This window comes from Rhizobium sp. AC44/96, assembly GCF_001692185.1.
Taxonomy (GTDB): Bacteria; Pseudomonadota; Alphaproteobacteria; order Rhizobiales; family Rhizobiaceae; genus Rhizobium.
Map to the genome: position 1 here is coordinate 63319 of NZ_LXKO01000012.1, position 26391 is coordinate 89709.

A 26391-nucleotide genomic window follows, 5' to 3' on the forward strand; every position below is an offset into this window, starting at 1 on the left:
CGGAGAAAACCATCCGAAGCCGATAGATTAAAGGTGATGCTTGATGAATAATTTCGGCGAACGCCAACTCGACCCCACCGATGTGATGATCATCGAGATCCTCCAGCGCGATGGTCGCATCTCCGTTTCGGAGCTCGGCAGGCAGGTCGGCCTCTCCCAACCGGCAACGTCGGAGAGGCTGAAACGGCTGGACGAACGCGGGATCGTGGAAGGGTACGGCGCGCGGATCAGCGCTGCAGCGCTTGGCCTCGGGATGATGGCGGTCATCCGCTTGCGGACGACCCATGAGCATATCCGGGCGTGCCTGAAGCAGTTCTCGGAAATGCCGCAGGTGATCGAGGTGCTGCGTCTGACCGGCGAGGACTGCTTCATTCTGAAGGTGCTGGTGCCAACACCTTCGGAACTTGAAATCATCGTGGACAGCATCGCCCGCTATGGCGCGGTGACCACGTCGCTGGTGCTGCGCAGCGAGCCAGTGAAGCCTATCGGACGTGACCTGCTGCGGCTCGCGCGGGCGCGCTGACGCATTTCAGCGGACCGCTCAGGCCGGCGGCGGGCGCAACACCATACGCCGTCAGAGGAAATCGTGGTGGGACGCGCAGACTGGCAAACGCCAGTCTTCATCGCATCGCAATCGCCGCTGCCGCGCCGGCCATCGTCCCTGCGCTGGCGCGGTTGGCGATCTGAACGGCGCGCGGGCTCTTCAAGAATTTGCGGGCCTTTGCGGCAAGAAACGTCCAACTGAGATCGACGACCGCAAGCACGAGGAAGAGCGTGGCCACCAACTCGATCCATCCGAGGACCGAAACGGAACGGATGTCGATGATCGACGGCAGCAGAGCGACGTAAAACATCATGATCTTCGGATTGCCTAGCGCAATCGCCAGACCGGTTAGAAAAAGCCGGCCAGGAGATTTGGTTTCCGGCAGCGTCTCTGCCTCAGCGTCGGGCTTCGCAAACCACATTTTCCAGGCGAGATAGAGAAGATAGAGCACGCCGAGCCATTTGATGACGAGGAAGGCGTGGTAGAAGGTCGTGGCGATTGCGGAGAGGCCAGCCACGGCAAAGGTCAGCCAGATCGCATCGCCGCTCCACAGGCCAAAAATGAACGGGAGGACGTCGCGCGGCCCTTTGGACAGGACCCGAGCGACCAGCGCAGCCACACTCGGCCCCGGCGTCGCGGCGGCAATGAACAGCGCGCCGGCGAAGACCAGCAATGTCGTCAGACTCATATCGCCTCCCCCTACGCTGAAGCCCTGCGCGATCTCAAAACGGCATCTTGAAGCCGGGCGGAATCGGCAGGCCGGCTGTGAGCGCCTTGGTCTTTTCGGCCGCGACGGCTTCAGCTTTGTCCTTGGCGTCCTTGTGAGCCGCGACGATCAGGTCCTCGAGGATTTCGACATCGTCTTCCTTGAACAGCGACGGATCGATTTTCAGGCTTTTCATTTCGCCCTTGCCACTCAGAACAACGGTCACCAGACCGCCGCCGGACTTGCCTTCGGCCGTGAGCTCGGCGATTTCCGCCTGCATCTGCTCCATCTTGGCCTGCATTTCCTTGACTTTGCCCATCATGCCCATGATGTCGCGCATCGTCTTGCTCCTTCTTGGTCTCTCAGAATTCTATGTCGTCGCCGGGCAGGATATCGCCCTCTTCGGATTCGGCGGCAGCGGGTGCCTTGACCTCCTCCTCTTCAGGCTCCGGCGCCCTGACGCGAACGTCGATGATCTTGGCGCCGGGGAACTGCGCGAGGATCGCGGCAACATCGGGGTCCTGCCGGGCATCGCTGACCTGCTGCTCCTTGGCGCGGGCTTCCGCCTCGACCATGGTCGGCTGGCCGGCTTCGCGGCTGAGGCTGACGATCCAGTGGATACCAGTCCATTCCTTGAGCTTGACCGCCAACTCATTGAGCAGCGTGCCAGGCGCGCCTTCCGTCAGGTTGACGTCGAGGATACCGGGCTGGACGCGCACGGGCCGCACGAAGTTGCGCACCAGCGCCTTGATCTTCACGTCGCGTTTCTCGCCGGCGAGATCGACGATGTCGCTGACGGAATTGACCGACGCCAGCGGCTTCGGCGCCTCGGCCGGCTTCGCTTCGATACGGCCGACAGGCATCGACTGCGGATCGAGGTTGGGGACCGCGCGAAGCATGGCGGTCGGGCCCGGTGCCTGCGGTCGCGGCGGCGCGGCTTCCGTGGCGCGGGCCATCACATTGCCCTGGTAATTGACCGTGGCGCCGCCACCATTTCCTGATGGTGCGGGAGAGCGACCACCGCCACCATTGTTTTCGGAGAACTCGGCGAGACGACGCGCGGCATCTTCCGGCGCCGGCAGGTGCGCGGCATGGGCCAGACGGATCAGCACCATTTCAGCAGCACCGGCAGGTCTCGACGATGCCTCGGCCTCGGGAATGCCCTTCAAAAGCATCTGCCAGATACGCGACAACGTCGTGACGGCGATGCCTTTTGCGAATTCCGCCGCCTTGGTGCGTTCGATTTCGCTGAGCGACGGATCGTTGGCCGCATCCGGGACATACTTCAGGCGGGTCACCAAGTGCGTGAAATCAGCCAGATCGGTCAGGACCGCGACAGGGTTCGCGCCTGCTTCATACTGACTTCCAAACTCACCGAGTGCGGCAGCGACATCACCTCTGACGACGTGATGGAAAAGATCAACGATGCGGGCGCGGTCGGCAAGGCCGAGCATTCCGCGCACGGCTTCCGTCAACACGGCACCACCGCCATGGGCGATCGCCTGGTCGAGCAGCGAGAGGCCATCACGGGCCGAGCCCTCGGCAGCGCGGGCGATCATTGCAAGCGCATCAGGCTCGGCGTCGATCCCTTCCTTCGAAGCAATCGTCGTGAACAGGCCGACGAGATCAGACGCGCTGATGCGGCGCAGATCGAAGCGCTGGCAACGCGACAGGACCGTGATCGGAACTTTGCGGATTTCGGTGGTGGCGAAGATGAACTTCACATGCTCCGGCGGCTCTTCGAGCGTCTTCAGCAGGCCGTTGAAGGCCTGCGTCGAGAGCATGTGCACTTCGTCGATGATATAGACCTTGTAGCGCGCCGACACCGGCCGGTAGCGCACCTGCTCGATGATCTCGCGGATGTCGTCGATACCGGTGTGAGAGGCGGCGTCCATCTCGATGACGTCGACATGGCGGCCTTCCATGATCGCCTGGCAGTGTTCGCCGGGAATGCGGAGGTCGATCGTCGGCTTGTCGATCTCTGGGGTCTTGTAGTTCAGCGCACGCGCCAGGATGCGGGCCGTCGTCGTCTTGCCGACACCGCGGACGCCGGTCAGCATGTAGGCCTGGGCAATGCGGCCGGTCTCGAAGGCGTTGGTCAGGGTCTGGACCATCGGCTCCTGGCCGACCATCAGATCCGTGAAATCCTTGGGGCGGTATTTGCGTGCCAGCACCCGGTATCCGGTGCCTGTCGAGGCGGCATCTTGTGATTGTCGCTCGGTGTCGCTCATCGCCCTGCTTAGCGCCCGGACTGCTCGGGCAAAGAATGGAGAGAAGGGTGGGAGGCTGGCACGATGACCCGTGCCGGGCTCGTTAGGGCTGCTTCCTTCCGGACCTGACCCGGTTGGCGAGTGGCTCGTCCACCACCAACCTCCCGGATGCACATATCGGCAATATCGTCATCAAAAGCAAGCCAAGCTCAAAAAAAACTGCTAGCCTTTGGAAAACTCTGGAGGAATACCTGTTGGACGTCTTCACGCTCGACCCTCGGCTTCAAAACGACAGCGTCAGTGTCATGCGGACGGGGCTCTGCGACATCCGTCTGTCCAAGGATGCCCGCTGGCCGTGGCTGATTCTGGTGCCTCGGCGGGCCGATGTCACCGAGGTCTTCGAGCTGACGCCGCTCGACCAGGTGATGCTGACCTTCGAGACGGAGCTTGCGGCAACGGCATTGAAGAAGATCACCGGCGCGACGAAAATCAATATCGGGGCCCTTGGCAACATCGTTCGGCAGCTTCATGTTCATGTCATTGCCCGCTTCGAAGGCGATGCCAACTGGCCGGGTCCCGTCTGGGGATTCGGCAAGGCGGAAGCCTACGAAGACGCAAAGAGAGATGAATTCATAGAGACGTTGCGGGAAGCCCTTTCATCATGAGCCGTTCGCTTTTCGATTCGGATGTCCCACATCCGGAACCCAGCAATCTGACCGCCTTTGCCGCCAATGACCTGATCCGCGACTCCGAGCACCGTGACGAGACGTCCGTGGACGCCGCGCTTGCCAAGGAAGGCACGCATATCTTTGCCTTCACCGGAGACAAGCTGGTTCTGAAGCACGACGGACAGGTGCTTGATCCGCTGTTTGCGCGCTACGAACTGAAGGACCTGAAACCCAACTGGGACGAGACCGTTCTGCTCGGCTACCGTAAGACCGGAGAGCCGCGCCTTGCCGTTCCCGTTGGTGTCTCCGAAGAAGAGCTAGCCAGCCAGTACAAGCCGGCCGACGGCCGCTCGCTGTTTCGAGAAATGCTGATCGACGAGGTCCTGCTGGGCGAATTCGCCCAGGGGGCAAGCCTCATCCGATGGAACCGGGACAACAAGTACTGCGGTCGCTGTGGCTCGATGATGGAGATCCACATCGGCGGCTACAAGCGTATTTGCACCGCCTGCGAACACACGATCTTTCCGCGCACCGATCCTGTCGTGATCATGCTGGCGGTGGACGAGGAGCGTGATCTCTGCCTGCTCGGCCGCAGCCCGCATTTCGCGCCGGGGATGTATTCCTGTCTCGCCGGCTTCGTCGAGCCGGGAGAGACGATCGAGAACGCGGTTCGCCGGGAGACGCTTGAGGAATCGGGCATCCACACGGCGCGGATCCGCTACCACGCATCGCAGCCCTGGCCGATGCCGCACACGCTGATGATCGGCTGCTACGCGGAAGCCAAGTCGACCGAGATCAAGCGCGACGAGCAGGAGTTGGAAGACTGCCGCTGGTTCACGCGCGAGGAAACGCTCGAGATGCTCGAACGCCCGGGAAGCACAGGCAAGGCACCGCCGCCGAAAGGCGCCATCGCCCACCGCCTGATGCGTGACTGGGTGGAGTGGAAAAACCGATAGGCTCGTGCCATGGCGCGCTCCGAACGCCTGTTGACCCTGCTGCAAACGTTACGCCGCTACCGGCGGCCGGTCAGTGGTGCCGTTCTGGCGGAAGAGACCGGCGTCAGCATCCGCACGCTCTATCGCGACATCGCCAGCCTGCAGGCGCAGGGTGCGCTGATCGAGGGCGAACCCGGGCTCGGATACATCCTGAAGCCCGGCTTCATGCTGCCGCCGATGATGTTCTCGCAAGACGAGATCGAAGCACTGGTTCTGGGGTCCCGCTGGGTGGCGCGTGCAGCCGATCCGCGCCTGGCCGCAGCCGGCGCCGATGCCCTGGCAAAAATAGCCGACGTGCTGCCGCGCGAGATCCGTGACGAGATCGAAACCTCGCCGCTTCTCATCCATATGCGCCCGCCCATCGCCAGCAAGGCCGATCTCGGCATCATTCGAAAAGCAATCCGCAACGAGCGGGTTCTGAAGCTGACCTATACGGACGAGGGCGGCACGGTCTCGATCCGCAACGTCTGGCCGTTTGCGATCAGCTACCTCGAGCAGGTCCGCATGGTGGTGGCATGGTGCGAGCTACGGCAAGACTATCGCCACTTCCGTACCGACCGGATCGTTGAAATGACGACGCAGGACGTGCGGTATCCGCGACGCCGCGCGGTGCTTCTGCAGGAGTGGCGTGACCGGGAACACATTCCGCCAGAACGCCAAACACTACTGCCATAAACTGACAGCATGTAGCGCTAGTATCAGTCTCATCCAAACAGGAGGAACTGATATGACGAGCCTGAACCACACAGAAGCCAAGTGCGGCAACCGACTCGCCGAAGACGCTTCCAGCGAGGTCGGATATCCGCAATCCCTGATGCTGCGGATGATGATGAACGCCTCGCGCCGGATGGCCAGAAACCACCATCCGCACCTCGATCCGCGGACGATATCCGAGAACATGAGGCGCGACCTCGGCTTCACGGATTGGCGTCTCTGCGACGCCGAACGATAGCTCAATCGAATCACTCCCGACACGGATCCGGATCGCACTCGATTGCGGCCGCAGCGGCCTCCGCGACATTGCGACCAATTCACACTTAGAGGGAAAAATCATGAACAGTCCGAACCTGATTATTCTTTACGTCAAGGATCCCGCCGAAAGCGCAACGTTCTATCGGGGCCTGCTTGGCCGGGAACCGGTGGCGGCAGCGCCGAATTTCGTTGCCTTCGCGCTCGACGGGGGCTTCACCCTCGGCCTCTGGCGGCTGAGCAAGGTCGCGCCGCAACCCTCGGCCACCGGCAGCCGGGCCGAGATCGCCTTCATGGTTCCCGGAGAAAACGGCGTCTCGCGTCTTTACGAAGATTGGCGCAGCCGCCACCTGCCGATCGCGCAGGATCTGACCGACCTGGATTTCGGGCCGACCTTCGTCGTTCTCGATCCGGACGGGCATAGGCTACGGGTTTGTGAGCCGGACAAGTAACAAAAAGGGCGCCGCTGGCGCCCTATCTCATTTCTGCAGCTGGCCACGCATCGGGTGGCCCCTGTAGACGCCGAGGATCCGAACTTTTTCGGAGAAGAACCGCAGTTCTTCCAAGGCTCGCCGGACATTGGCGTCGTTCGGATGACCTTCGATATCGGCATAAAACTGGGTTGCGACGAACCGTCCGCCCAGCTGATAGCTTTCAAGCTTCGTCATGTTGATGCCGTTGGTGGCAAAGCCGCCGAGCGCCTTGTAAAGCGCGGCCGGGATGTTCCGGACATTGAAGACGAAAGTCGTTACCAGCTTCTCCTCGTCCGAGGACCGATGCGACCATTGCTCGTCGCGCGAGAGGATGACGAAGCGAGTGACGTTGTCTTCCGTGTCTTCAACATTTTCGGCAACGATATCGAGACCATAGAGATCCGCGGCAAGCCGCGGCGCAAGGGCGGCCATCGAGCGATCGCCGGTTTCCTGCACCAGCTTTGCGGCACCGGCCGTGTCGCCCGCTACAACAGCCTTCCAGCCGTTGGCGCGCACGATCTTGCGGCACTGGCCGAGAGCATGAATATGGCTGTGAACCGTACGAATCTCGTCCTTGGTGACGCCGGGCAGCACCATCAGCTGGAAGCGGATCGGCATGAAATATTCGCCGATGATGTGGAGGCGCGATTCCGGAAGCAAATGATGAATGTCGGCGACGCGGCCGGCGATCGTGTTTTCGATCGGGATCATCGCGAGATCGGCCTCGCCGTTATCGACGGCGACAAAGGCATCCTCGAACGTCTGGCAGGGCAGCGGCTCCATCGTCGGGAACATGTCGCGGCACGCCATGTCCGAATTCGCGCCGAAGTCGCCCTGGAAGGCGATCCTGTTGGTCTTGATGTTCATAGGAAACTCGTCAGTTCGATTTTGCGGAGAGTAGGCGCCGCGCCTTTTCAAGGTCGGCGGGAGTATCGACACCGAGCGGAACCGTGTCAACGATCTCGGCATCGATGCGCATGCCGGCTTCCAGGGCCCGGAGCTGCTCGAGCGACTCACGCTTTTCCAGAACCGAGGGGCCGAGCGAGACGAAGCGCTCTAGGGCGCTGCGGCGATAGGCATAAAGACCGATGTGGTGGTAGAGCGGGCCTTTGCCATAAGGCGCGGTCGCACGGGTAAAATAGAGCGCATGCAGGCGGTTTTCCGAAAGCGGAGAACCGATGATCTTGACGATATGCGGCGCCGTCTTGTCTGCCTCATTGTCGATCTCGATGGTTAGCGTGGCAATATCGACGCGCTCATCCTCCAGCGGCCGCAACGATGCACGCACGGTTTCCGGCTCGATGGTCGGCAGATCGCCCTGAACATTGACGATGTACTGCGCCTTGCCCTCAGGGTCGATCTTCATCAGCGCTTCGTAGATGCGATCCGACCCGGACTGGTGATCCTTGCTGGTCATGACGACCTCAAAGCCGGCTTGCGACACAACGTCGAAGACCTGCTGATCATCAACCGCGACAACGACGCGACCTATATTGGCTTCCTTGGCTCTCAAGCCGACCTGCACGATCATAGGCAGGCCACAGATATCGGCCAGCGGTTTGCCCGGAAGGCGGGTCGACGCCAAGCGCGCGGGAATGAGCACGAGGACGTTATCTAAATTTGGACTGGTCATTGTTCAGGCCTTCAAATCCGGGCGGAAAAGTGTCAAAAAGTCTCACGCAGTAGACCATTTAGACTGTTGCAACAGATAGCCAAAAGACATAGGTTCCGCGCGATTTCAAGATGGTCCGGTTTTATGTCTGCCGGCTGCGAGGGGAGCATTGCAGATGAATTCATACGTGAATACGGCAGTGGGGGCGCTGCTAGGGACGATTTTCGTTCTGATGACGGTCTCCATCGCGTCGGAGGGAATCTTTCATTCCGAGAAGCCGGAGAAGGAAGGCTTCGCAATCGTTGCGGAAGAAGCATCAGCCGCTGGCGGTGGTGAGGCCGCACCGGCCGCAGCCGTTCCGATCGCGCAATTGCTCGCCAAGGCCGATGCGAAGGCTGGCGAGGCTGTGTTCAAGAAGTGTCAGGCCTGTCATGACGGCACTAAAGGGGGACCGAACAAGGTCGGGCCGAACCTCTTTGGTGTCGTAGATCGTCCGATAGCCTCGCATGAAGGCTTCGCCTACTCTTCGGCCATGAAGGACTTCTCCAAGGGTGGCAGCGAGAAGTGGACGTTCGACCACTTGAGCCACTTCCTCGCAGCTCCGAAGAAGTACGTTGCCGGCACGGCGATGGGCTTCGCCGGCCTGCCGAAGGATGCGGACCGCGCCAATGTCATCCTGTACCTGCACACGCTGGCCGATTCGCCGGTTCCGCTGCCGGACCCGAATGCGCCGGATTCGGCTACGCAGTGAACTTTACAGCATCATGAAATGACGGGAGCCCGGCCACAAGCCGGGCTTTTTGTTTGTCACGGCCCAAGCAGATAGGCCCAGAAGGATACGGAAATGGCACCGAGCGCGGTCGTCACCGTTATCGTCGATGCCGCGAGGCCATGACCGACGCCGAAGCGATTGGCGATCAGCCACGCATTGACGCCCGTCGGGACAGACGAAATCAGCACCAGCGCGGCCGTCCAGTCGCTCGCGAGCCCCACAAGATGGCTCGCGGTCCAGACACAGGCAGGCAGCAGCAGCAGCTTGAAAGCGGAGGTGACGCTGGCAATGCCGACATTGCCGGAGATGCCGTATTTCTGCAGCGCCATTCCCAGCGAGATAAGGGCGACCGGACCCGCCACTCCGGCGATCTGGTTCACAATCATCTCGACCGGTACGGGCATTGTCAGCCCCAGCATATGCATGACCGCGCCGCCTGCGAGCCCGATCACCAGCGGATTGCGGATCAGGTTCTGCACAATTTGCCGGATGACTTTGGCGATGCTGCGCTCGTGCCCGCCAGCAATCTTATGCTCGGCCCGCTCCATCAGGATCGTGCCAATGATCATCATCACCGGCAGATGGATTGCGATCAGGATCGAAAGCGGCACAAGCCCCTTGTCTCCAACGGTTCGTTGCACGAGAGGCAGGCCGATGAATATCGTATTGGCGAAGGCCGACGAAACACCTGCCAGAACGCCGATGCGGTCGTCGCGTCCGAAGAAACGCGTCGCGGCGATGTGAGCAGCAAACCATGTGACCGCAACGCCGGAGAAATAGGCGATCCAGAGCCGAAAGGGCGACGCCCCGTGAAAATCAGCCTGCGCAATCGTGCGGAAGAGCAAGAGCGGAACGGCAATCTTGAAGACGAACTCGCTCAGCGCATCACCGATCTCGGCTTTCATCAATCCCGATTTGACGATCAGCCAGCCAATCAGGATCATGATGAAGATGGGAAGCACGTCGAAAATGATGGCTGACATCGGAAAGCGGCGCCTTGCATGCTGATAGCAAAGGTCTAACAGCAAATCGGCTGGCCTGACAAACGTGAATGACGCCAAAGGCTTATCGCAAGGACAAAAAAAGCGGGCCATGCCCGCTTTTCCGCATCCGGTCCTGCCGGATAGCCGGTCTGCAAAGCTGCCAGTTCATCCGTGGTCAGCGTCGCTCCGGTATCGTCGAAGGGCATCATCCCTTCTCAATTGGCCGCAGCGCAGACGCTACACATGCCAATCTCGTTGGTGCTGTTATAGCCATCCAAAATGACAGGTGCATGACGTGGCCAAGGCATTTTTGCGAAGAGAAGAGCGGCGGAACTGGCATTTCTACTTCCCATGCGGTGAAAATTCGCTAAGACCGACTACCGGCTATCACCAAAACCGGGACCTTCCCTTTCATGACCAAATTCGACGTTCTGACTGTCGGCAACGCTATCGTTGATATCATTGCGCGTTGCGACGACCAGTTCCTCATCGATCACAAGATCACCAAGGCAGCGATGAACCTGATCGATGCCGAGCGCGCCGAGCTGCTTTACGCTCATATGGGACCGGCACTCGAAGCATCGGGCGGCAGCGCCGGCAACACGGCCGCAGGTGTCGCGAGCTTCGGTGGCAAGGCCGCCTATTTCGGCAAGGTCGCGGAAGACCAGCTGGGCGAGATCTTCGCGCACGACATCCGGGCGCAGGGCGTTCACTACCAGACGACGGCGAAGGGCAAGTTCCCGCCGACGGCACGCTCGATGATCTTCGTGACGGAAGACGGCGAGCGCTCGATGAATACTTATCTCGGCGCCTGCGTCGAGCTCGGGCCTGAAGATGTCGAGCCCGACGTCGTTGCCCAGTCCAAGGTCACCTATTTCGAAGGCTATCTCTGGGATCCCCCGCGGGCCAAGGAAGCGATCCGCGATTGCGCTCGCATTGCCCACGAGAACGGTCGCGAGATGTCGATGACGCTGTCCGACAGCTTCTGCGTCGACCGCTATCGCGGCGAATTTCTGGAGCTGATGCGCTCCGGCACGGTCGATATCGTGTTCGCCAACCGTCAGGAAGCGCTGGCGCTCTACGAAACCGATGATTTCGAGCAGGCGCTCGTCAGCATCGCCAAGGACTGCAAGATCGCAGCTGTCACGATGAGCGAAGACGGTGCCGTCATTCTCAAGGGAAGCGAGCGCTACTACGTCGATGCGATCGAGATCCGCGAACTCGTTGATACCACCGGTGCCGGCGATCTCTTCGCGGCCGGCTTCCTTTACGGCTACACTCAGGGCCGGACGCTGGAAGACTGCGGCAAGCTCGGTTGCCTCGCCGCCGGCATCGTGATCCAGCAGATCGGCCCACGGCCGATGGTGTCGCTTGCTGACGCCGGGAAGAAGGCAAGCCTTACTTGAAGGCTTCGCCTGGATAGGCGCCCCAAATTTCCGACTGCGCCACCCAACCTTCGGCGCCGTCGGTCTTGGCGAAGCACCAGTCACCGTTGCATTCGCCGATGTTCATCATCACACCCGGCTCGAGCTTGGCAACCACGCTTGCCGACGACAGCGCCTCGCGGCGCATGTTGACGAAGACGCCCTTGCCTTTGCCCTTCATCCACGGGGCCGCGATCGCGGCGCGTGTGCCTGAGAGCAGCGACTGATTGACCCAGCCCTCGGTGCCATCGGCATCGCGAACCTGCCGCCAGTTATCGTATTCCTGGATGATCTCGACCGGCAGACCGGCCTTCAGGTACATCCATGAGGCCGCATAGTCGGTCCCGGGACCGATGCGCAGATTGACGCGCTTGGACTTCAGCGTGACGAACCGCGGCAGCGGCAGGCCACTTGGACCCTTTGCCGCCTGGGCGTGGCCCAGATCGGCGGTTCCCGCCGAAAGCACAAAACCGATCGCGAGGGCGAGGCATGATTTCAGGACTGTGCTACGCATGGGGACTTCCGTTCGCTCGAATTCAGGGCAGTTCTGCTGCCTGATTTCCGGACTTCGACATTCGGACGCACGCTGGACGAGTTTTGTTTGTCTTCGCGCACGGGTCTGGTAGAAATTGCCCGGAACGGGAAAATTATCCCGCGTCTTGGTTAAGGACCTCTGAACAAGGCAGCCCCGGCAGCATGACGACGAAGAAAAAACCGAAGGTCTACATCACACGCAAACTGCCGGATGCGGTCGAGACGCGCATGCGCGAACTCTTCGATGCCGAACTCAATATCGATGATAAACCGCGTTCCGTGCCCGAACTCTCGGCAGCCATGAAGACCGCCGATGTGCTGGTCCCCACGGTGACCGACCGGATCGATGCCGCGCTGATCGAAGAAGCAGGGCCGCAACTCAAGCTCATAGCCAGCTTCTCGAACGGCACGGATCACATCGATGTCGAGGCTGCTGCCCGCAAGGGGATCACGGTCACCAACACGCCGAACGTCCTGACCGAAGATACTGCAGACATGAACATGGCGCTCATTCTTGCCGTGCCGCGGCGTCTCGGCGAAGGTGCGCGTGTACTGACCGACCACCCTGGCGAATGGGCCGGCTGGTCGCCGACCTGGATGTTAGGCCGCCGCATTCACGGCAAGCGTATCGGCATCGTCGGCATGGGCCGCATCGGCACCGCGGTTGCTCGCCGTGCCAAGGCTTTTGGCCTCTCGATCCATTATCACAATCGCAAGCGCGTCAGCCCGGCCACGGAAGACGAACTCGAGGCGACCTATTGGGAAAGCCTCGACCAGATGCTCGCCCGCGTCGATATCGTCTCGGTGAACTGCCCGTCAACGCCCGCGACGTTCCACCTGCTTTCGGCGCGGCGCCTGGCGCTGCTGCAACCGACAGCCTATCTCGTGAATACTGCCCGCGGCGACGTCATCGACGAGGCGGCACTGATCAAGAGCCTGCGCGAAGGCAAGCTTGCTGGTGCCGGGCTTGATGTGTTCGAGAACGAACCGGCGGTCAATCCAAAGCTGATAAAGCTCGCCAACGAGGGCAAGGTGGTGCTGCTGCCTCACATGAGCTCGGCAACGATCGAGGGCCGCATCGACATGGGCGAGAAGGTGATTATCAACATCCGTGCCTTCATCGACGGCCACCGACCACCCAACCGGGTGTTGCCAGGTCGCTAGGCCCCAAGCACCTTTCGCATCTCGATCGATGTCGTCCTGGCAAAGCCTGTGTGGGAGTTTTCCGCTGTCTTGGCAAAACCCCAGTGTGCGAAGGTGGCGTGATTCGCAACGAGCTCGATTCGTGTCTCGAGCCGCAGCGTCGACAGCTTCAAGGACCGCGCCGTCTCTTCGGCAATCTCCAGCAACCGCCTGCCGATGCCCCGCCCCTGCGCGTCGGGCCTGATGGCGAGCTTGCCGATATAGAGGCAATCAGTTTCGGGCCTAAGAAAGATGCAGCCGACCAGCATCTCACCGTCCAGTGCCAGAAAGGCAATCTCGGCTTGCGCCTTTCTGGCAAGCGAGGACGAGGTCAAGGCGATGGCGGATGACGGCGGATCGATCCGACCGTTCATGTAGGCGAAGGACGAGAGGATCAGCGCCAGCAGATCATCCCAACGATCGAAGCCGGAATCGATGCGCCGGATATTCATGACGCCTGGTTTTGTTTCGGACGCCGGCGCCTGTAGCGGATGGTATCGAAACGCGCCGACATCGCGTCGTAAAGCAACAGGCGACCGACCAGGGGCTCGCCGGTGCCGGTGACAAGCTTGATCGCCTCCATCGCCATCAATGTGCCGATGACGCCCGTCAGTGCGCCGATGACACCGGTTTCGGCGCATACCGGAATGAGACCGACTGGCGGCTTTTCCGGGAAAAGATCGCGATAGGTGGGATTCAGCGTGCCATCCGGCGCGGTCTCGTAGGGCTTCATGACCGTGACGGAGCCATCGAAGCGGCCGACGGCGCCGGTCACGAGCGGGATCCGCGCCGCTTCGGCCGCGTCGGCTGCCGTGTAGCGCGTGTCGAAATTGTCCGAGCCATCGATCAGAAGGTCAAAGCCGGAAAGGTGGCGTCTGGCCGACTCGACCGAGAAGCGCTCTTCGAAGCGGATCACCTTCACATGCGGGTTGAGCCTGGCGATCGCGAAGGCAGCGCTTTCCGTCTTCAACTCGCCGATCGTGCCGGAATCGTGGATCACCTGGCGCTGCAGATTGGAAAGCGACACCCGGTCGTCGTCGGCAATACCGATGGTACCGACGCCGGCAGCGGCGAGATACTGAAGGACAGGCGCTCCAAGGCCACCCGCGCCGATGACCAGAACACGCGCTGCTTTCAGCTTCCGCTGCCCTGCGCCGCCGATTTCGGGAAGCAGGATGTGACGCTGGTATCGCGCGATCTCTTCAGGGCTCAAGGGTTCCATGGGCGCGATGCTAACATGGCTTTCGTGAACAGGAAAAGCCGGATCCGTCATTCGAAAACCTTTCCATCGGCAACGGTGAAGCACTGCGCCCGGTCACCGAGCGCAGAAAACATGCTGCGATCCGTGCCGGTCATGAAGGCCTGGCCGCCCAATGCATCGATGAGATCGAACAGGGCCGCGCGTCGTCCTTCGTCGAGATGCGCTGCGATTTCATCCAGCAGCAGGATCGGGGCATGGCCGGTCAGATTGGCGACGAGGCGCGCATGCGCGAGGATGAGACCCACCAGCAGCGCCTTCTGTTCGCCGGTCGAGCAGCGGGCGGCATCCATCTGCTTGTCGTGGTGGCGGACCAAGAGATCGACGCGGTGCGGACCATCGAGCGTGCGACCGGCAGCGGCATCGCGATACCGGCTTTCCGCCAGCATCGCCGCATACTCATCCTCAAGGTCGACGGCGGGCCGACCAAACTGTCCGTCCATGAAGCCGGAGAGTTCAAGCGAGGCGGATGGAAATGGAGAGGTTTCCCGGGTTTCGTCGATAAGCCTGGAGAGAAGACCGAGCATTTCCTGGCGCGCCAAGGCCATGGCGATGCCGAGGCTCGCCATCTGCTCCTCGATGCCGGCAAGCCAGGACGGGTCGAAACGCCGCTCGTCGAGCAGCTTGTTGCGGCTGCGCATGGCGCGCTCGAAATCACTGGCGCGACGGCCGTGGGCCGGGTCAAGCGACAGCACGAGGCGGTCGAGAAAACGTCGGCGATCCGATGATCCGCCAGTGAACAGGCCGTCCATGGAAGGCGTCAACCAGAGCAGGCGCAGATGGTCGGTCAGCTCATCGGCCGTCTTCGCCGGCGTTCCATTGATACGTAAGCGGCGCGTGGCGGTGTCATCGGTGGCTTCAACACCGGTGCCGATCTCCACTTCACCTTCCATGCCTTCGACCTCAGCGAAGATCGAGAAGCCGGCAGCGGCCCCAACGCGCGTGATGTCCGCGTAGGTGGCGCGACGCAGACCACGTCCAGGTGAAAGCAGGGAGACCGCCTCCATGAGGTTCGTCTTCCCGGCGCCGTTGTCGCCAGTCAACACGACATGCCGACCGTCAAGCGGAAGCGTGACCGACGCGTAATTGCGAAAGTCAGTCAGCTTCAGGCGAGACAGTGAAACCTTGTGCGGCATGCTTTATCCGGATTCTTGACCGCAGAGAGCTAAGCCGTGGGGCTGCGGATGGCAAGAAAGTTATTTCCGATCCCGCCATTGCCCCATCCTGCGATAAGTCTATATTCGCCTTATAGAATTGCTCGCGACTGCAGTTCCAAGCCGAGCATATCAAACGCCATACGTGCTTTGCCAATGGCCATTCGCGTTTCCTGACCACGGATGTGCTGCCAGCAAGACGCTGAATGACAAGAGATGCCGGGTCGAGCCCGGCTTTTTGTTTTGCCGACCACAACCATTCGTCTTAACCGCCGCCGAAAGGATAAAATTTTGCAAGTTCTCGTCAGAGACAACAATGTCGATCAAGCACTTCGCGTGCTTAAGAAGAAGATGCAACGTGAAGGCCTGTTCCGCGAAATCAAGGCGCGTAGCGCCTACGAAAAGCCATCGGAGAAGCGCGCGCGCGAAAAGGCGGAAGCAATTCGCCGCCAGCGCAAGCTTGCGCGCAAGAAGCTTCAGCGCGAGGGTCTTCTGCCTATGCCGAAGAAGCTCGTACGTGCCCGCTGATCCCGGCGCCTAACCTTTTGACTATGCGATCTTCGCGCCCAGAAAGGGACAAGCGGTGACAAGCTCCAATAGTGAACCCTCCAATGCCGGCAGGCTTTCTGCGCGCGACAAAGCCGACGCGACCGATCAGGCCGCGCGCGAAATTGTGGCCGCAGAGGTCAAGGCGCGGGAAAAGAAGACCGAAATGCTCAAAGCGCTGCGTCTGCAACAAATCGCGACCGATGGCGCGGACGCTCCGCCAAAGCGCGCGAAGGCAAGCCGCACCAAGACGTAGAGTCCTGTCCTCAGAACCAATTAATGGCGATGTACGTCGGTATTGGGCCTAAACCATCGCCCGCTCGCGCCTATATGGGAAGCGGATGGATTGCGACGCCCGGGAGCGGACGATGAATACTGAGATACAGGGGCGAGCCGCCCAAGTGGCCGCGATACGGGAGCGTGCCGAGGCCGACATGAGGGCGATGGGCGTCGATGCGGCGTTTATCGATCTGCTGGTCGAGACATTCTATGCGCGCGTGCTCAAGCACCCGATTCTCGGCCCGGTGTTCGATGCCAAGCTTTCAGGACGCTGGCCGGAACACATGGCAAAGATGAAGAGCTTCTGGTCGTCTGTTGCCTTTCGCAGCGGCGCCTATGGCGGCAAGCCTGTGCAGGCCCATACGGGCGTTGCCGATCTGACGCCGGCGCTTTTTCCGCAATGGCTGGCCTTGTTTTCGGACACGCTCGACGACATCGCGCCGAATGCCGAAGCGAAAGCCTGGTTCATGGCGACCGCTGAACGGATCGCCAAGAGCCTGACGCTATCGCTGTTCTACAATCCGGCTCTCGACGACCCGCAGCGCAAACCGGCCTGACCTCTGCTCAGGCAACCCGCTTGTAGAAGAAGGTCGAGGCGCAGAAGCCGCCTTCCGGCCAGAGCGCATAAGCCGGAATGACACCAACACGTTCCCAGCCGAGACGCGGGTAAATCGCTTCGGCATCGCTGCCCGTTGCGGTATCCAGCACGAGGATCGTCTTGCCACGGCTCGCAGCCTCTCGTTCCGCGGCATCCATCAGCAGACGCGCCAATCCCTTGCCTCGGGCAGACCGGTGGACGAGCAGCTTCTTCAGGTCGGCGCGATGCGGCTGGTTCGGCATCTGGGCCGCACCGATCTGGACGGTACCGACAACCTTTCCCTCCAGTTCCGCGACGAATAGCAAAGTGGCGCCGGCCGTGACTGCGTCCGCAACGCCCTGCCAATACGGCTCCGCGTCCCCTACCCCATAGGGCTGCATGAAGCCGACGGATGCGCCGCCGTTGACGCAATCGACGAGCACGTCGCAAAGGTCTGGAATGGCCGCGCGCGCTTGCACCGCATCGAGAAGGCGAATGGTGGTCATGGTCTACTCCTGGGATGAAATTAGCGCCCGCGCCGATCAAGCACGACGCAATAACGTGCCGGCGTATTGCCGGGATTGTGAAAAACGTGGCCTTCGGACACGGGCATGAACAGGCAATCGCCGGGCAGGAGACGGTAAACCGTTTCCCCCGTCGTCATCTCCATCTCGCCATCGAAGAGCCAGATGTGCTGGGTCATGCCGCTGCTGGCGGCGTGCGGAGGAAAGCTGACGCGTGCGCCGGGTGGAAACTCGACGTCGACGATATCGACATCCGAGCCTGTCCCGGGCGGCGAGACGGAGCGGCGCATGTAACCCGTCTCCGGGTCGCGCCAGACCTGCTGGTCCTGGCGGCGAGCCAGCGGCGACGCCTCTCCCTTTTCGGCAAAGAAGGCGGAAAGCGAGAGGCCGAGGGCCGCGCAGATCCGCGCCAGCAAGGAGGCCGTCGGGCTCGCCTCGCCGCGCTCGATGCGCGAGATCATTGCCCGGCTAACGCCGGAAGCATTTGCAAGATCGTCCAGCGTCAGGCTTTTGTCCATCCTGAGGCCGCGGATGCGAATGCCGATCGCCGTTTCAAGCTCCTGTTCCATCATCGTGTCCGTCATTTCTACTATAATAGAAATACATAGTCCGATGCTGGAATCAAGCCCAATCTTTTCGGCGGCGCTATCGCGATTTATCGTAAACGAAACGCTGCTTTTCCGCTTTGCTGCAAGGGGATGCGCTGCTATATGGCGCGGATGAGCACCAATCCGACAACTCCGCTTTCCCATATCCGCAACTTCTCGATCGTGGCCCACATCGACCACGGCAAATCGACCCTTGCTGATCGCCTGATCCAATCGACCGGCGGCCTTGCCGAGCGCGAGATGTCCGAACAGGTGCTCGACAACATGGATATCGAGCGTGAGCGCGGCATCACCATCAAGGCCCAGACCGTTCGCCTGCACTACAAGGCGAAGAATGGCGAAACCTATATTCTGAACCTGATCGACACCCCCGGGCACGTCGACTTTGCCTACGAGGTCTCCCGGTCGCTCTCGGCTTGCGAAGGTTCGCTGCTGGTCGTGGACGCGTCGCAGGGCGTGGAAGCGCAGACGCTGGCCAACGTCTATCAGGCGATCGACAACAACCACGAGCTTGTCACCGTCCTCAACAAGATCGACCTGCCGGCGGCCGAACCGGACCGCATCAAGGAACAGATCGAGGAAGTGATCGGCATCGACGCCTCCGAAGCCGTCCTGATTTCGGCGAAGACCGGCCTCGGTATCCCTGATGTCCTGGAAGCGATCGTCGAGAAGCTGCCGGCTCCGAAGAGCCCTGGCGGCGAAAAGGCACCGCTGAAGGCCCTACTCGTGGACAGCTGGTACGATACCTATCTCGGCGTCATGGTTCTCGTGCGCATCATCGACGGCGTGCTGTCCAAGGGCCAGACGATCCGCATGATGGGGACCGATGCCAAGTATCAGGTGGAGCGCGTTGGCGTGCTGACGCCGAAGATGGTCAATGTCGACAGCCTCGGACCGGGTGAAATCGGCTTCATCACGGCCTCCATCAAGGAGGTTGCCGATACGCGCGTCGGCGATACGATTACAGAGGACAAGCGTCCGACGGCTGAAGCCCTGCCCGGTTTCAAGCCGGCGCAACCGGTCGTTTTCTGTGGCCTCTTCCCCGTTGATGCCGCGGACTTCGAAGACCTGCGCGCGGCAATGGGCAAGCTTCGCCTTAACGACGCCTCCTTCTCCTTCGAGATGGAATCATCCGCGGCGCTCGGCTTCGGCTTCCGCTGCGGCTTCCTCGGTCTGCTGCACCTCGAAATCATCCAGGAACGCCTGGAGCGCGAATTCGATCTCGACCTGATCGCCACCGCGCCTTCCGTCGTCTACCAGTTGACGATGACCGACGGCAGCCAGCGCGAACTGCACAACCCGGCAGACATGCCCGACGTCGTCAAAATCGACGAGATCCGCGAACCGTGGATCAAGGCGACGATCATGACGCCGGACGACTACCTCGGCGGTATTCTCAAGCTCTGCCAGGATCGCCGCGGCATCCAGACCGAACTGACCTATGTCGGTACGCGCGCGCTGGTCACCTACGAACTGCCGCTCAACGAAGTCGTCTTCGACTTCTACGACCGGCTGAAGTCGATCTCGAAGGGCTATGCCTCGTTCGACTACCACCTCGAAGGTTACCGTGAAGGCAATCTCGTCAAGCTGTCGATCCTCGTCAACGGCGAGCCGGTTGATGCGCTCTCCATGCTCGTCCACCGCGCGTCGGCCGAAAAGCGCGGTCGCGATATGTGCGAACGGCTGAAGGACCTGATTCCGAAGCACATGTTCAAGATCCCGATCCAGGCCGCGATCGGAGGCAACGTCATTGCCCGCGAAACCATCTCGGCTCTGCGCAAGGACGTGACGGCCAAGTGCTACGGCGGCGACGCCAGCCGCAAGCGCAAACTTCTGGACAAGCAGAAGGAAGGCAAGAAGCGCATGCGCCAGTTCGGCAAGGTGGAGATTCCGCAGGAAGCCTTCATCGCCGCGCTCAAGATGGGCGACGAGTAGCAACATTCATTCCGCCCGGTCGTGCAAGCGCATGGCCGGGCCGAATTTTATGGGCTGCCTCAGCTGCAGGCCATGTATTCCTTCACCAGCCCCTCATAGGCATCCATCTCCGGAAGAGCCTCATAGCTGTGGACCGCGCCGGTTTCGGCGAAGGCCAGCTTCTCACGCGTCCACGTCTCGATGAAAGGCGCGAACCAGCGCGGATCGTCGAGCATCGTGGGGCGAAGGTTGACGAACCAGTCCATTCCTTCCGGCCGGGTAAACATCCAGGTCATGCAGTGCGAGCAGAAATAGTGACGGGAGGCCCCGTGCAGCCCGCCTATGGCAGGCTCGCCGTAGGTTACTTCGAACCCCTCCGCAGGGATGGCAGCGCTCAGCGAATATGCGCTTGACGACATCTTCTGGCAGCCGGTGCAATGGCACGCCATGGTCAGCAGCGGTTTGGCCGTGATCTTCAACCGCACCTGACCGCATCGGCATCCACCTTCCCAAGGCGGGTTTTGGTCGCTCATTGTCATCTCCTTGATTGTCAAAACCAATCTAGGCGCGAATGGGCGAGTGTCAAATCGCGACATTCAAAGGGGGTTGCAACGGCATTTCTTTTCGCTAGGCTGCTCGTTGACCTGAACGTAACAGGTCAAGCACGGGAACAAACGACTAAAAAAAGCGAAAAGCTGGGAAAGGTGGCCCCCATCATGAACTTCCTTACGAAAAAAATTCTAGCGACGGCAGTGTTTGGTTCGCTGCTCGCCATTTCCGCGCACGCGGCGACCCTGAACATCCACAATGGTGGTGATCCGCAGTCGCTCGATCCGCAGAAGCTCTCTAGCGACTACGAGAACCGCATCGCGGGTGACATTTTCGAGGGGCTCGTAACGGAAGACGCGAAGGATGACCCGATCCCCGGACAGGCCGCAAGCTGGACAGTTTCGGATGACGGCAAGGTCTACACATTCAAGCTGCGCGACGGAATCAAATGGTCCGATGGCCAGCCTGTGACGGCCGGCGACTTCGTCTTCGCTTTCCAGCGCCTCCTCGATCCGAAGAACGCAGCCGAATATGCCTATCTGCAGTTCACCATCAAGAACGCGGAAAAGATCAACAAGGGCGAGATCACCGATTTCAGCCAGCTCGGCGTCAAGGCGATCGACGACAAGACGCTCGAAATCACGCTAGAGAACGCGACCCCTTATTTTATCAATTCGCTGATGCACTACACGGCCTATCCGCTGCCGAAGCACGTTGTCGAGGCGAAGGGCAATGATTGGGTGAAGATCGGGAACATCGTCACCAATGGCCCTTACAAGCCGACCGAGTGGATCCCCGGCGCATCAGTGACCACAGTTAAGAACGACCAGTATTATGGCACCAAGGATCTGAAGATCGACGGCGTGAAGTTCTTCACCCTGGAGGACCAGGAAGCCGCCTTGAAGCGCTACCGCGCCGGCGAATTCGATATCATGACGGACTTCCCCACCGACCAGTACGAATGGATGAAGAAGAACCTGCCGGGGCAGGCGCATGTTACGCCGTTTCTCGCCAGCTACTACTACGTTCTGAATGCCCAGAAGCCGCCGTTCAACGACAAGCGTGTGCGCCAGGCTCTTTCCATGGCCGTGAACCGCGAAGTCATCGGCCCGAAGATTCTCGGCACGGGTGAACTACCGGCTTATTCCTGGGTGCCGCCAGGCACGGCAAACTATGGCGAGCCCGCCTATGTGAGCTGGAAGGACATGCCCTACAAGGAAAAGGTGGAAGAGGCAAAGAAGCTCCTGAAGGAAGCGGGTTTCGGCCCTGACCACCCGCTGAAAGCTCAGCTGCGGTACAACACCAACGACAATCACAAGCGCGTCGCCGTCGCGATCGCCTCCATGTGGAAGCCGCTTGGCGTCCAGATCGAGCTCTACAACACCGAGACCAAGGTGCATTACGACGAAATGCAGCATGGTCAGGTTGAGATCGGCCGAGCCGGCTGGATCGCCGACTACAACGACCCTGACAATTTCCTGGGCCTCCTCGTCTCCGGCGTTTCCATGAACTACGGTCGCTGGAGCAACGCCGACTACGACAAGCTGGTCAAGGAAGCGAACGCTCAGACGGACCTGAAGAAGCGCGCCGAGATATTCAAGAAGGCAGAGCAACTGGCACTCGACGACAGCGCCGCGATCCCGCTCTACTACTACGTCTCGAAGAACGTGGTGTCACCGAAGGTCCAGGGCTTCCAGGACAATATCCAGGACATCCACCGCACGCGCTGGCTGTCTGTCAAAGAATAGGGATATCGGCCCTTCCTTTGCCTGAGGGAAGGGCCGGTCCGCGCCCATGATCAAATACGCACTCCGTCGCCTGCTCTCGACGATTCCGGTCCTATGGATCGCCGTCACGCTCAGCTTCTTTGTCCTGCGCCTTGCCCCCGGCGGCCCATTCGATGGCGAACGGCCATTGCCGCCGGTGATTCTGAAAAACCTTGCGGCCCACTACAATCTCGACAAGCCACTGATCGAGCAGTACCTCATCTACATGTTCGATGTGCTGAAGGGCGACCTCGGTCCCTCCTTCGCCAATCAGGATTTCACTGTTACCCAGCAACTCCTGCTAGGCTTGCCCTACACCTTCACCATCGGCGGCGCCGCTTTTGTGCTTGCGATCGTGATCGGCGTATTCGTGGGCTGTCTTGGGGCGCTTTATCAGAACAAGGCGCCCGATTACCTGCTCGGTCTCCTGATTCTCATCGGTCTGGTCCTTCCGAACTTCCTGATTGCGCCGATCCTGCAGCTGATCTTCGGCATCCATCTCGGCTGGCTGCCGGTCGGTGGATGGGGGGACGGTTCCATCCGCTATCTGATCATACCGGTTGTCGTCCTAGCCCTGCCGCATGCGGGCCGTATCTCGCGCATGACCCGTGGATCGATGATCGAGGTTATGGGCCAGAACTATATCCGCACGGCCAAAGCCAAGGGGATCGGTCCGCGGCTCACCGTCATGCGACATGCGCTGAAGCCAGCCATGATGCCGGTGGTTTCCTATCTCGGGCCGGCCGCAAGCTATCTTCTCACCGGCTCGCTGGTTGTCGAAAGCATCTTCGGATTGCCCGGTATCGGCCGATATTTCATCAACGCGGCACTGAACCGCGACTACGGCATGGTGCTCGGAACGGTGATCTTCTACATGGTGCTGATCGTCGTTCTGAATCTCCTTGTCGACATCGCCTATGCGTGGCTCGACCCGAAAGTGAGAAGCCGATGATCCTCAATCCTGCAAAGCGTGAGCTGCTTGCCGCCGAACTTCTCGAAGCCGAGGGACTGACCCACAAAAGCCGATCGCTGACCGGCGATGCGTTGCGCCGCCTGGCGCGCAACAAGGCAGCGGTGGTCGCCATTGCTGTTCTGCTCTGTCTCATTCTCGCGGCCTTCATCGGACCGTATCTGATCCCCTTCGACTACGAGGAGCCGGATTGGGAAGCATTCCGGATGGCGCCCGACTTCGCGAGCGGCCACTATTTCGGAACAGATCCAAACGGCCGCGACCTGCTGGCCCGCGTTCTGTACGGCACACGAGTTTCACTTGCGGTGGCGGCCACGGCAACGCTGGTCTCCGTCGTCATTGGCGTGCTCTACGGCGCCGTTTCGGGCTATATCGGCGGCAGGCTGGATGCCATCATGATGCGCTTCGTCGATATCATGTACGCGCTGCCCTACATTCTGTTCGTCATTCTGCTGATGGTCATCTTCGGCCGTAACGTCTATCTGCTGTTCGCGGCGATCGGGGCGCTGGAGTGGCTGACGATGGCGCGCATCGTGCGCGGGCAGACCCTGTCGATCAAGCAGCGCGAATTCATCGAGGCAGCACGCGCCTCCGGCCAAAGGCCGTTCAAGATCATTCTCAAGCATATCATTCCGAACCTTATCGGTCCGGTCGTGATCTTTGCGGCGCTTACCGTCCCCGAGATCATCGCAACGGAGAGCTTTCTCTCTTATCTCGGCTTCGGGGTCCAGGAACCACTGACCTCCCTTGGAACACTGATCGCCGAGGGCACCGACGCCATGGAAAGCATGCCGTGGCTGCTGATCTTCCCCGCCTGTTTCCTTGTTGCCCTGCTGATGAGCTTGCTGTTCATCGGCGACGGCCTGCGCGATGCATTCGACCCGAAGGATCGCTGACGATGCACACTGACCCAAAGAGCGACACGCTGCTGGAACTCAAGGACTACTCGATCACCTTCCGAACGCCGGATGGCGAGGTGAAGGCGGTGTCCAGCATAAACCTCTCGATCAAGCGCGGCGAGCGGATCGCGATCGTCGGCGAATCCGGCTCCGGTAAGAGCCAGACCTTTCTCGGCGTCATGGGGCTCCTTGCAAGAAACGGCAGGACCACAGGCCAGGCTCTCCTGGAAGGCAGGGACGTCCTTTCGCTGAAATCGCGCGAGCTCGACCACGTCCGCGGCAAGGACATGGCCATGGTCTTCCAGGACCCGATGACTGCGTTGAACCCTTCGCTCAAGATCTCACGGCAGCTGACGGAGCAGTTGGAGGTCCATCGCGGCTTCACCGCGCGCGCCGCCTCCGCCGAAGCGCTCGATATGTTAAAGCGGGTCGGGATTCCCGACCCGGGGCGGCGCTTCAATCTTTACCCCCACGAGCTTTCGGGGGGGATGCGCCAGCGTATCGTCATCGCCATGGCGTTGCTGACGAAGCCGAAGCTCCTGATTGCAGACGAGCCGACGACGGCGCTCGACGTCACCATCCAGGCGCAAATCCTCGATCTCTTCAACGACCTGACGGCCGAAATGAATACAGCACTGGTCATTATCACGCACGACCTCGGCGTGGTCGCGGGTCTCGCCGACCGCGTCGCAGTCATGTACGCGGGGCGGATTGTCGAGGAGGCACCGGTTGACGAGCTGTTCGACAATCCGGCACATCCCTATACCGCGGCCCTGCATGCCTCCATTCCGCGGCCGGACCAGGACGTTGATCAGCTGGCCGTCATCCCCGGCCGGCCGCCGAACCTGCAGCACCTGCCAAAGGGCTGCAGCTTCTCGCCGCGCTGTCCGATGGTCCAGGACGACTGCATCGAAGCTGCCCCGCGGCTCGAAACACTGGCGCCGCGCCACGCGGCAGCCTGCTTCCATGCATTCCCCCGTCTCGAGGAGGTCCTGAACCATGGCTGACCGCTCCCTTCTCAGGGTCGAGAACCTGACGACACAGTTCGAGCTTCCCTCAAAGAGCTTTTTCAAGCCCCCATTGATCCTGACGGCGGTCAATAATGTCAGCTTTGACCTCGCCGAGGGCCGGACGCTCGGTATCGTCGGCGAGTCCGGCTGCGGCAAATCCACGCTCGGGCGCTCGATCCTGAGGCTGCTGAAGTCGCACAAGGGCCGTATTCTCTGGCAGGGCCGCAACCTGCTCGATCTGACCGAGGAGGAGATGCGCGCCACGCGCCGCGACATGCAGATCATCTTCCAGGATCCGATTGCCTCGCTCGATCCACGCATGACGGTTGGCGATATCATCGCCGAGCCGCTGACCGTCTTCGAGCCGAAGCTGACAAAGGCACAGCGCACGGAGCGGGTCCGAGAGATCATGGGAGCGGTGGGTCTCGTCCCGGAAATGATCAACCGCTATCCGCACGAATTCTCTGGCGGGCAGGCGCAGCGTATCGGAATCGCCCGCGCCGTTGTCACGCGGCCGAAGCTGATCATCTGCGACGAGCCGGTTTCGGCCCTCGACGTGTCGATCCAGGGGCAGGTCATCACGCTGTTGCGCAAGCTTCGGAAGGAGTTTGGCCTGACGTTGATCTTCATCAGCCATGACTTATCGGTTGTCCGATTGATTTCGGACGACGTGTTGGTTCTTTATCTTGGGAAGGTTGTTGAGGCTGGATCGTGTGCGCGTGTGTTCGATCATCCGGCGCATCCGTATACGCAGGCGTTGTTTTCAGCGGCTCCGATCCCTGATCCGCGTCTGGCGCGTGGCCGCGAGCGCATCCGCCTGCGGGGGGATCCACCCTCACCACTAAACCCACCTAGTGGCTGCGTGTTTTCGGCTCGCTGTTGGAAGGCGACGGAGATCTGCGGGACCTCGCCGCCTGTGACGGAAGAGGTTGGGCCGGAGCAGACGGCTGCGTGCTACCATATCGATCGCTAGGCGGCCCTCTGTTGCCTTGGCCCCAGAAACGCAAATAGCCCCTTGCGGGGCATATTGAGTGTGTGTTCGTCTCGATTGGGAAGATTGGTTGCGGGGGCAGGATTTGAACCTGCGGCCTTCAGGTTATGGTCCGCAGGACGAGGAGCTACCATCGCCAGCGAAGATGAAGTCTTCGCGCCAGCGATAGAATTTGGTCTCGATTGGGAAGATTGGTTGCGGGGGCAGGATTTGAACCTGCGGGCTTCAGATTATGAGCCTGACGAGCTACCGGGCTGCTCCACCCCGCGCCATC

Annotated in this window: 31 protein-coding genes, 1 tRNA gene and 1 other RNA gene; 18 read left to right on the top strand and 15 right to left on the bottom strand. The window is 60.8% G+C overall.

From position 1 onward, the window contains the following. Positions 1-43 precede the first annotated feature (43 nt). Positions 44-523: an Lrp/AsnC family transcriptional regulator gene (locus A6U87_RS12025; RefSeq protein WP_065691537.1), complete on the top strand. Its 480-nt coding sequence runs from the start codon at positions 44-46 to the stop codon at positions 521-523. Between the two features lie 97 nt (positions 524-620). Here A6U87_RS12025 and A6U87_RS12030 read toward each other — a convergent pair whose 3' ends face one another. The 4 genes from A6U87_RS12030 to ffs all read right to left on the bottom strand — a co-directional run bounded on the left by A6U87_RS12030 (position 621) and on the right by ffs (position 3625). Continuing rightward, positions 621-1232, bottom strand: coding sequence for a LysE family translocator (locus A6U87_RS12030; RefSeq protein ID WP_065691505.1), 612 nt, complete (start codon positions 1230-1232; stop codon positions 621-623). Positions 1233-1266: 34 nt separating this feature from the next. Then, positions 1267-1590: a YbaB/EbfC family nucleoid-associated protein gene (locus A6U87_RS12035; protein WP_065691506.1), complete on the bottom strand. Its 324-nt coding sequence runs from the start codon at positions 1588-1590 to the stop codon at positions 1267-1269. Positions 1591-1612: 22 nt separating this feature from the next. After that, positions 1613-3481 (bottom strand): DNA polymerase III subunit gamma/tau, encoded by a 1869-nt coding sequence (locus A6U87_RS12040; RefSeq protein WP_065691507.1) that lies wholly within the window; start codon positions 3479-3481, stop codon positions 1613-1615. Positions 3482-3528: 47 nt separating this feature from the next. Beyond that, positions 3529-3625, bottom strand: an RNA gene (gene ffs / locus A6U87_RS12045) — signal recognition particle sRNA small type. Between the two features lie 89 nt (positions 3626-3714). Here ffs and A6U87_RS12050 point away from each other — a divergent pair. The 5 genes from A6U87_RS12050 to A6U87_RS12070 all read left to right on the top strand — a co-directional run bounded on the left by A6U87_RS12050 (position 3715) and on the right by A6U87_RS12070 (position 6544). Next, positions 3715-4125, top strand: a complete 411-nt coding sequence (locus tag A6U87_RS12050) for an HIT domain-containing protein (protein ID WP_065691538.1) — start codon at positions 3715-3717, stop codon at positions 4123-4125. Next, positions 4122-5084 (top strand): NAD(+) diphosphatase, encoded by a 963-nt coding sequence (gene nudC / locus A6U87_RS12055; protein WP_065691508.1) that lies wholly within the window; start codon positions 4122-4124, stop codon positions 5082-5084. The genes A6U87_RS12050 and nudC overlap by 4 nt, the downstream gene beginning before the upstream one ends. A gap of 9 nt (positions 5085-5093) precedes the next feature. Beyond that, positions 5094-5798, top strand: a complete 705-nt coding sequence (locus A6U87_RS12060; RefSeq protein WP_065691509.1) for a YafY family protein — start codon at positions 5094-5096, stop codon at positions 5796-5798. A 52-nt stretch (positions 5799-5850) separates the two neighbouring features. Continuing rightward, positions 5851-6075, top strand: a complete 225-nt coding sequence (locus A6U87_RS12065; RefSeq protein ID WP_065691510.1) for a hypothetical protein — start codon at positions 5851-5853, stop codon at positions 6073-6075. A gap of 100 nt (positions 6076-6175) precedes the next feature. Further along, complete coding sequence (locus A6U87_RS12070; RefSeq protein ID WP_065691511.1) at positions 6176-6544, top strand: VOC family protein; 369 nt, start codon at positions 6176-6178, stop codon at positions 6542-6544. A 27-nt stretch (positions 6545-6571) separates the two neighbouring features. Here the strand turns inward: A6U87_RS12070 and A6U87_RS12075 are convergent, their stop codons facing one another. Next, the gene (locus tag A6U87_RS12075) at positions 6572-7432 is read right to left on the bottom strand and encodes a prephenate dehydratase (RefSeq protein ID WP_065691512.1); all 861 of its coding nucleotides are present in this window, start codon (positions 7430-7432) and stop codon (positions 6572-6574) included. A 10-nt stretch (positions 7433-7442) separates the two neighbouring features. After that, on the bottom strand, positions 7443-8198 hold the full coding sequence (locus tag A6U87_RS12080; RefSeq protein WP_065691513.1) for a 3-deoxy-manno-octulosonate cytidylyltransferase: 756 nt from the start codon (positions 8196-8198) through the stop codon (positions 7443-7445). A gap of 154 nt (positions 8199-8352) precedes the next feature. Here A6U87_RS12080 and A6U87_RS12085 point away from each other — a divergent pair, with 154 nt between their 5' ends. Next, positions 8353-8928 (top strand): cytochrome c family protein, encoded by a 576-nt coding sequence (locus A6U87_RS12085; protein ID WP_065691514.1) that lies wholly within the window; start codon positions 8353-8355, stop codon positions 8926-8928. 56 nt (positions 8929-8984) lie between these two features. On the opposite strand, the gene A6U87_RS12090 is transcribed toward A6U87_RS12085, so the two are convergent. Next, positions 8985-9932: an AEC family transporter gene (locus A6U87_RS12090; RefSeq protein ID WP_065691515.1), complete on the bottom strand. Its 948-nt coding sequence runs from the start codon at positions 9930-9932 to the stop codon at positions 8985-8987. Between the two features lie 413 nt (positions 9933-10345). Between A6U87_RS12090 and A6U87_RS12095 the strand changes: the two genes are divergently transcribed. Continuing rightward, positions 10346-11338, top strand: a complete 993-nt coding sequence (locus tag A6U87_RS12095; protein WP_065691516.1) for an adenosine kinase — start codon at positions 10346-10348, stop codon at positions 11336-11338. On the opposite strand, the gene A6U87_RS12100 is transcribed toward A6U87_RS12095, so the two are convergent. Beyond that, positions 11331-11870, bottom strand: a complete 540-nt coding sequence (locus A6U87_RS12100) for an SH3 domain-containing protein (RefSeq protein ID WP_065691517.1) — start codon at positions 11868-11870, stop codon at positions 11331-11333. The two genes, A6U87_RS12095 and A6U87_RS12100, sit on opposite strands and share 8 nt — an antisense overlap. Positions 11871-12052: 182 nt before the next feature. On the opposite strand from A6U87_RS12100, the gene A6U87_RS12105 reads away from it, so the two are divergent. Then, entirely contained in the window at positions 12053-13054 is a 1002-nt protein-coding gene (locus A6U87_RS12105) for a D-glycerate dehydrogenase (protein ID WP_065691518.1), read from the top strand. Here the strand turns inward: A6U87_RS12105 and A6U87_RS12110 are convergent. The 3 genes from A6U87_RS12110 to recF are packed head-to-tail and all read right to left on the bottom strand — an operon-like array spanning position 13051 to position 15466. Continuing rightward, a complete protein-coding gene (locus A6U87_RS12110) occupies positions 13051-13524 on the bottom strand; it encodes a GNAT family N-acetyltransferase (RefSeq protein ID WP_065691519.1) in 474 nt (157 codons plus the stop codon). The two genes, A6U87_RS12105 and A6U87_RS12110, sit on opposite strands and share 4 nt — an antisense overlap. Further along, positions 13521-14345 (bottom strand): molybdopterin-synthase adenylyltransferase MoeB, encoded by an 825-nt coding sequence (locus A6U87_RS12115; protein ID WP_065691520.1) that lies wholly within the window; start codon positions 14343-14345, stop codon positions 13521-13523. The genes A6U87_RS12110 and A6U87_RS12115 overlap by 4 nt, the downstream gene beginning before the upstream one ends. After that, complete coding sequence (gene recF / locus A6U87_RS12120) at positions 14342-15466, bottom strand: DNA replication/repair protein RecF (RefSeq protein ID WP_065691521.1); 1125 nt, start codon at positions 15464-15466, stop codon at positions 14342-14344. The genes A6U87_RS12115 and recF overlap by 4 nt, the downstream gene beginning before the upstream one ends. Positions 15467-15775: 309 nt before the next feature. On the opposite strand from recF, the gene rpsU reads away from it, so the two are divergent. The 3 genes from rpsU to A6U87_RS12135 all read left to right on the top strand — a co-directional run bounded on the left by rpsU (position 15776) and on the right by A6U87_RS12135 (position 16866). Further along, positions 15776-16012, top strand: coding sequence for a 30S ribosomal protein S21 (rpsU, locus tag A6U87_RS12125; RefSeq protein ID WP_065691522.1), 237 nt, complete (start codon positions 15776-15778; stop codon positions 16010-16012). 55 nt (positions 16013-16067) lie between these two features. After that, the gene (locus A6U87_RS12130; protein ID WP_065691523.1) at positions 16068-16286 is read left to right on the top strand and encodes a hypothetical protein; all 219 of its coding nucleotides are present in this window, start codon (positions 16068-16070) and stop codon (positions 16284-16286) included. Positions 16287-16398: 112 nt separating this feature from the next. Next, the gene (locus A6U87_RS12135) at positions 16399-16866 is read left to right on the top strand and encodes a group III truncated hemoglobin (RefSeq protein ID WP_065691524.1); all 468 of its coding nucleotides are present in this window, start codon (positions 16399-16401) and stop codon (positions 16864-16866) included. 7 nt (positions 16867-16873) lie between these two features. Here A6U87_RS12135 and A6U87_RS12140 read toward each other — a convergent pair whose 3' ends face one another. Both A6U87_RS12140 and A6U87_RS12145 read right to left on the bottom strand, forming a co-directional pair. Further along, entirely contained in the window at positions 16874-17392 is a 519-nt protein-coding gene (locus A6U87_RS12140) for a GNAT family N-acetyltransferase (protein ID WP_065691525.1), read from the bottom strand. 20 nt (positions 17393-17412) lie between these two features. Then, complete coding sequence (locus A6U87_RS12145; protein WP_065691539.1) at positions 17413-17979, bottom strand: XRE family transcriptional regulator; 567 nt, start codon at positions 17977-17979, stop codon at positions 17413-17415. Positions 17980-18120: 141 nt separating this feature from the next. Between A6U87_RS12145 and lepA the strand changes: the two genes are divergently transcribed. Next, the gene (gene lepA / locus A6U87_RS12150) at positions 18121-19953 is read left to right on the top strand and encodes a translation elongation factor 4 (RefSeq protein ID WP_065691540.1); all 1833 of its coding nucleotides are present in this window, start codon (positions 18121-18123) and stop codon (positions 19951-19953) included. A gap of 59 nt (positions 19954-20012) precedes the next feature. Here lepA and A6U87_RS12155 read toward each other — a convergent pair whose 3' ends face one another. Continuing rightward, positions 20013-20465 (bottom strand): GFA family protein, encoded by a 453-nt coding sequence (locus A6U87_RS12155; protein WP_065691526.1) that lies wholly within the window; start codon positions 20463-20465, stop codon positions 20013-20015. A 183-nt stretch (positions 20466-20648) separates the two neighbouring features. Between A6U87_RS12155 and A6U87_RS12160 the strand changes: the two genes are divergently transcribed. From A6U87_RS12160 to A6U87_RS12180, 5 genes are read left to right on the top strand one after another with little or no spacing between them, the layout of a single operon-like run. After that, complete coding sequence (locus A6U87_RS12160) at positions 20649-22229, top strand: peptide ABC transporter substrate-binding protein (RefSeq protein ID WP_065691527.1); 1581 nt, start codon at positions 20649-20651, stop codon at positions 22227-22229. Positions 22230-22275: 46 nt separating this feature from the next. Continuing rightward, a complete protein-coding gene (locus A6U87_RS12165; protein WP_065691528.1) occupies positions 22276-23199 on the top strand; it encodes an ABC transporter permease subunit in 924 nt (307 codons plus the stop codon). Then, positions 23196-24113, top strand: coding sequence for an ABC transporter permease (locus A6U87_RS12170; RefSeq protein WP_065691529.1), 918 nt, complete (start codon positions 23196-23198; stop codon positions 24111-24113). The genes A6U87_RS12165 and A6U87_RS12170 overlap by 4 nt, the downstream gene beginning before the upstream one ends. Positions 24114-24115: 2 nt before the next feature. Continuing rightward, on the top strand, positions 24116-25123 hold the full coding sequence (locus A6U87_RS12175; protein ID WP_065691530.1) for an ABC transporter ATP-binding protein: 1008 nt from the start codon (positions 24116-24118) through the stop codon (positions 25121-25123). Further along, the gene (locus A6U87_RS12180; protein ID WP_065691531.1) at positions 25116-26099 is read left to right on the top strand and encodes an ABC transporter ATP-binding protein; all 984 of its coding nucleotides are present in this window, start codon (positions 25116-25118) and stop codon (positions 26097-26099) included. Before A6U87_RS12175 ends, A6U87_RS12180 begins: the two co-directional genes overlap by 8 nt. 210 nt (positions 26100-26309) lie before the next feature. On the opposite strand, the gene A6U87_RS12185 is transcribed toward A6U87_RS12180, so the two are convergent. Next, positions 26310-26386, bottom strand: a tRNA-Met gene (locus tag A6U87_RS12185). Positions 26387-26391: the final 5 nt, after the last annotated feature.

Coding starts and splice junctions, on each gene's coding strand:
- A6U87_RS12145 (WP_065691539.1), bottom strand. CDS start 17,979: ATGGAACAGGAGCTTGAAACGGCGATCGGCATTCGCATCCGCGGCCTC.
- A6U87_RS12100 (WP_065691517.1), bottom strand. CDS start 11,870: ATGCGTAGCACAGTCCTGAAATCATGCCTCGCCCTCGCGATCGGTTTT.
- A6U87_RS12140 (WP_065691525.1), bottom strand. CDS start 17,392: ATGACCACCATTCGCCTTCTCGATGCGGTGCAAGCGCGCGCGGCCATT.
- A6U87_RS12115 (WP_065691520.1), bottom strand. CDS start 14,345: ATGACGGATCCGGCTTTTCCTGTTCACGAAAGCCATGTTAGCATCGCG.
- recF (WP_065691521.1), bottom strand. CDS start 15,466: ATGCCGCACAAGGTTTCACTGTCTCGCCTGAAGCTGACTGACTTTCGC.
- nudC (WP_065691508.1), top strand. CDS start 4,122: ATGAGCCGTTCGCTTTTCGATTCGGATGTCCCACATCCGGAACCCAGC.
- A6U87_RS12025 (WP_065691537.1), top strand. CDS start 44: ATGAATAATTTCGGCGAACGCCAACTCGACCCCACCGATGTGATGATC.
- A6U87_RS12165 (WP_065691528.1), top strand. CDS start 22,276: ATGATCAAATACGCACTCCGTCGCCTGCTCTCGACGATTCCGGTCCTA.
- A6U87_RS12060 (WP_065691509.1), top strand. CDS start 5,094: ATGGCGCGCTCCGAACGCCTGTTGACCCTGCTGCAAACGTTACGCCGC.
- A6U87_RS12035 (WP_065691506.1), bottom strand. CDS start 1,590: ATGCGCGACATCATGGGCATGATGGGCAAAGTCAAGGAAATGCAGGCC.
- A6U87_RS12030 (WP_065691505.1), bottom strand. CDS start 1,232: ATGAGTCTGACGACATTGCTGGTCTTCGCCGGCGCGCTGTTCATTGCC.
- A6U87_RS12040 (WP_065691507.1), bottom strand. CDS start 3,481: ATGAGCGACACCGAGCGACAATCACAAGATGCCGCCTCGACAGGCACC.
- A6U87_RS12170 (WP_065691529.1), top strand. CDS start 23,196: ATGATCCTCAATCCTGCAAAGCGTGAGCTGCTTGCCGCCGAACTTCTC.
- A6U87_RS12105 (WP_065691518.1), top strand. CDS start 12,053: ATGACGACGAAGAAAAAACCGAAGGTCTACATCACACGCAAACTGCCG.
- A6U87_RS12110 (WP_065691519.1), bottom strand. CDS start 13,524: ATGAATATCCGGCGCATCGATTCCGGCTTCGATCGTTGGGATGATCTG.
- A6U87_RS12175 (WP_065691530.1), top strand. CDS start 24,116: ATGCACACTGACCCAAAGAGCGACACGCTGCTGGAACTCAAGGACTAC.
- A6U87_RS12095 (WP_065691516.1), top strand. CDS start 10,346: ATGACCAAATTCGACGTTCTGACTGTCGGCAACGCTATCGTTGATATC.
- A6U87_RS12065 (WP_065691510.1), top strand. CDS start 5,851: ATGACGAGCCTGAACCACACAGAAGCCAAGTGCGGCAACCGACTCGCC.
- lepA (WP_065691540.1), top strand. CDS start 18,121: ATGGCGCGGATGAGCACCAATCCGACAACTCCGCTTTCCCATATCCGC.
- A6U87_RS12075 (WP_065691512.1), bottom strand. CDS start 7,432: ATGAACATCAAGACCAACAGGATCGCCTTCCAGGGCGACTTCGGCGCG.
- A6U87_RS12070 (WP_065691511.1), top strand. CDS start 6,176: ATGAACAGTCCGAACCTGATTATTCTTTACGTCAAGGATCCCGCCGAA.
- A6U87_RS12080 (WP_065691513.1), bottom strand. CDS start 8,198: ATGACCAGTCCAAATTTAGATAACGTCCTCGTGCTCATTCCCGCGCGC.
- A6U87_RS12155 (WP_065691526.1), bottom strand. CDS start 20,465: ATGAGCGACCAAAACCCGCCTTGGGAAGGTGGATGCCGATGCGGTCAG.
- A6U87_RS12085 (WP_065691514.1), top strand. CDS start 8,353: ATGAATTCATACGTGAATACGGCAGTGGGGGCGCTGCTAGGGACGATT.
- A6U87_RS12135 (WP_065691524.1), top strand. CDS start 16,399: ATGAATACTGAGATACAGGGGCGAGCCGCCCAAGTGGCCGCGATACGG.
- A6U87_RS12180 (WP_065691531.1), top strand. CDS start 25,116: ATGGCTGACCGCTCCCTTCTCAGGGTCGAGAACCTGACGACACAGTTC.
- A6U87_RS12160 (WP_065691527.1), top strand. CDS start 20,649: ATGAACTTCCTTACGAAAAAAATTCTAGCGACGGCAGTGTTTGGTTCG.
- A6U87_RS12090 (WP_065691515.1), bottom strand. CDS start 9,932: ATGTCAGCCATCATTTTCGACGTGCTTCCCATCTTCATCATGATCCTG.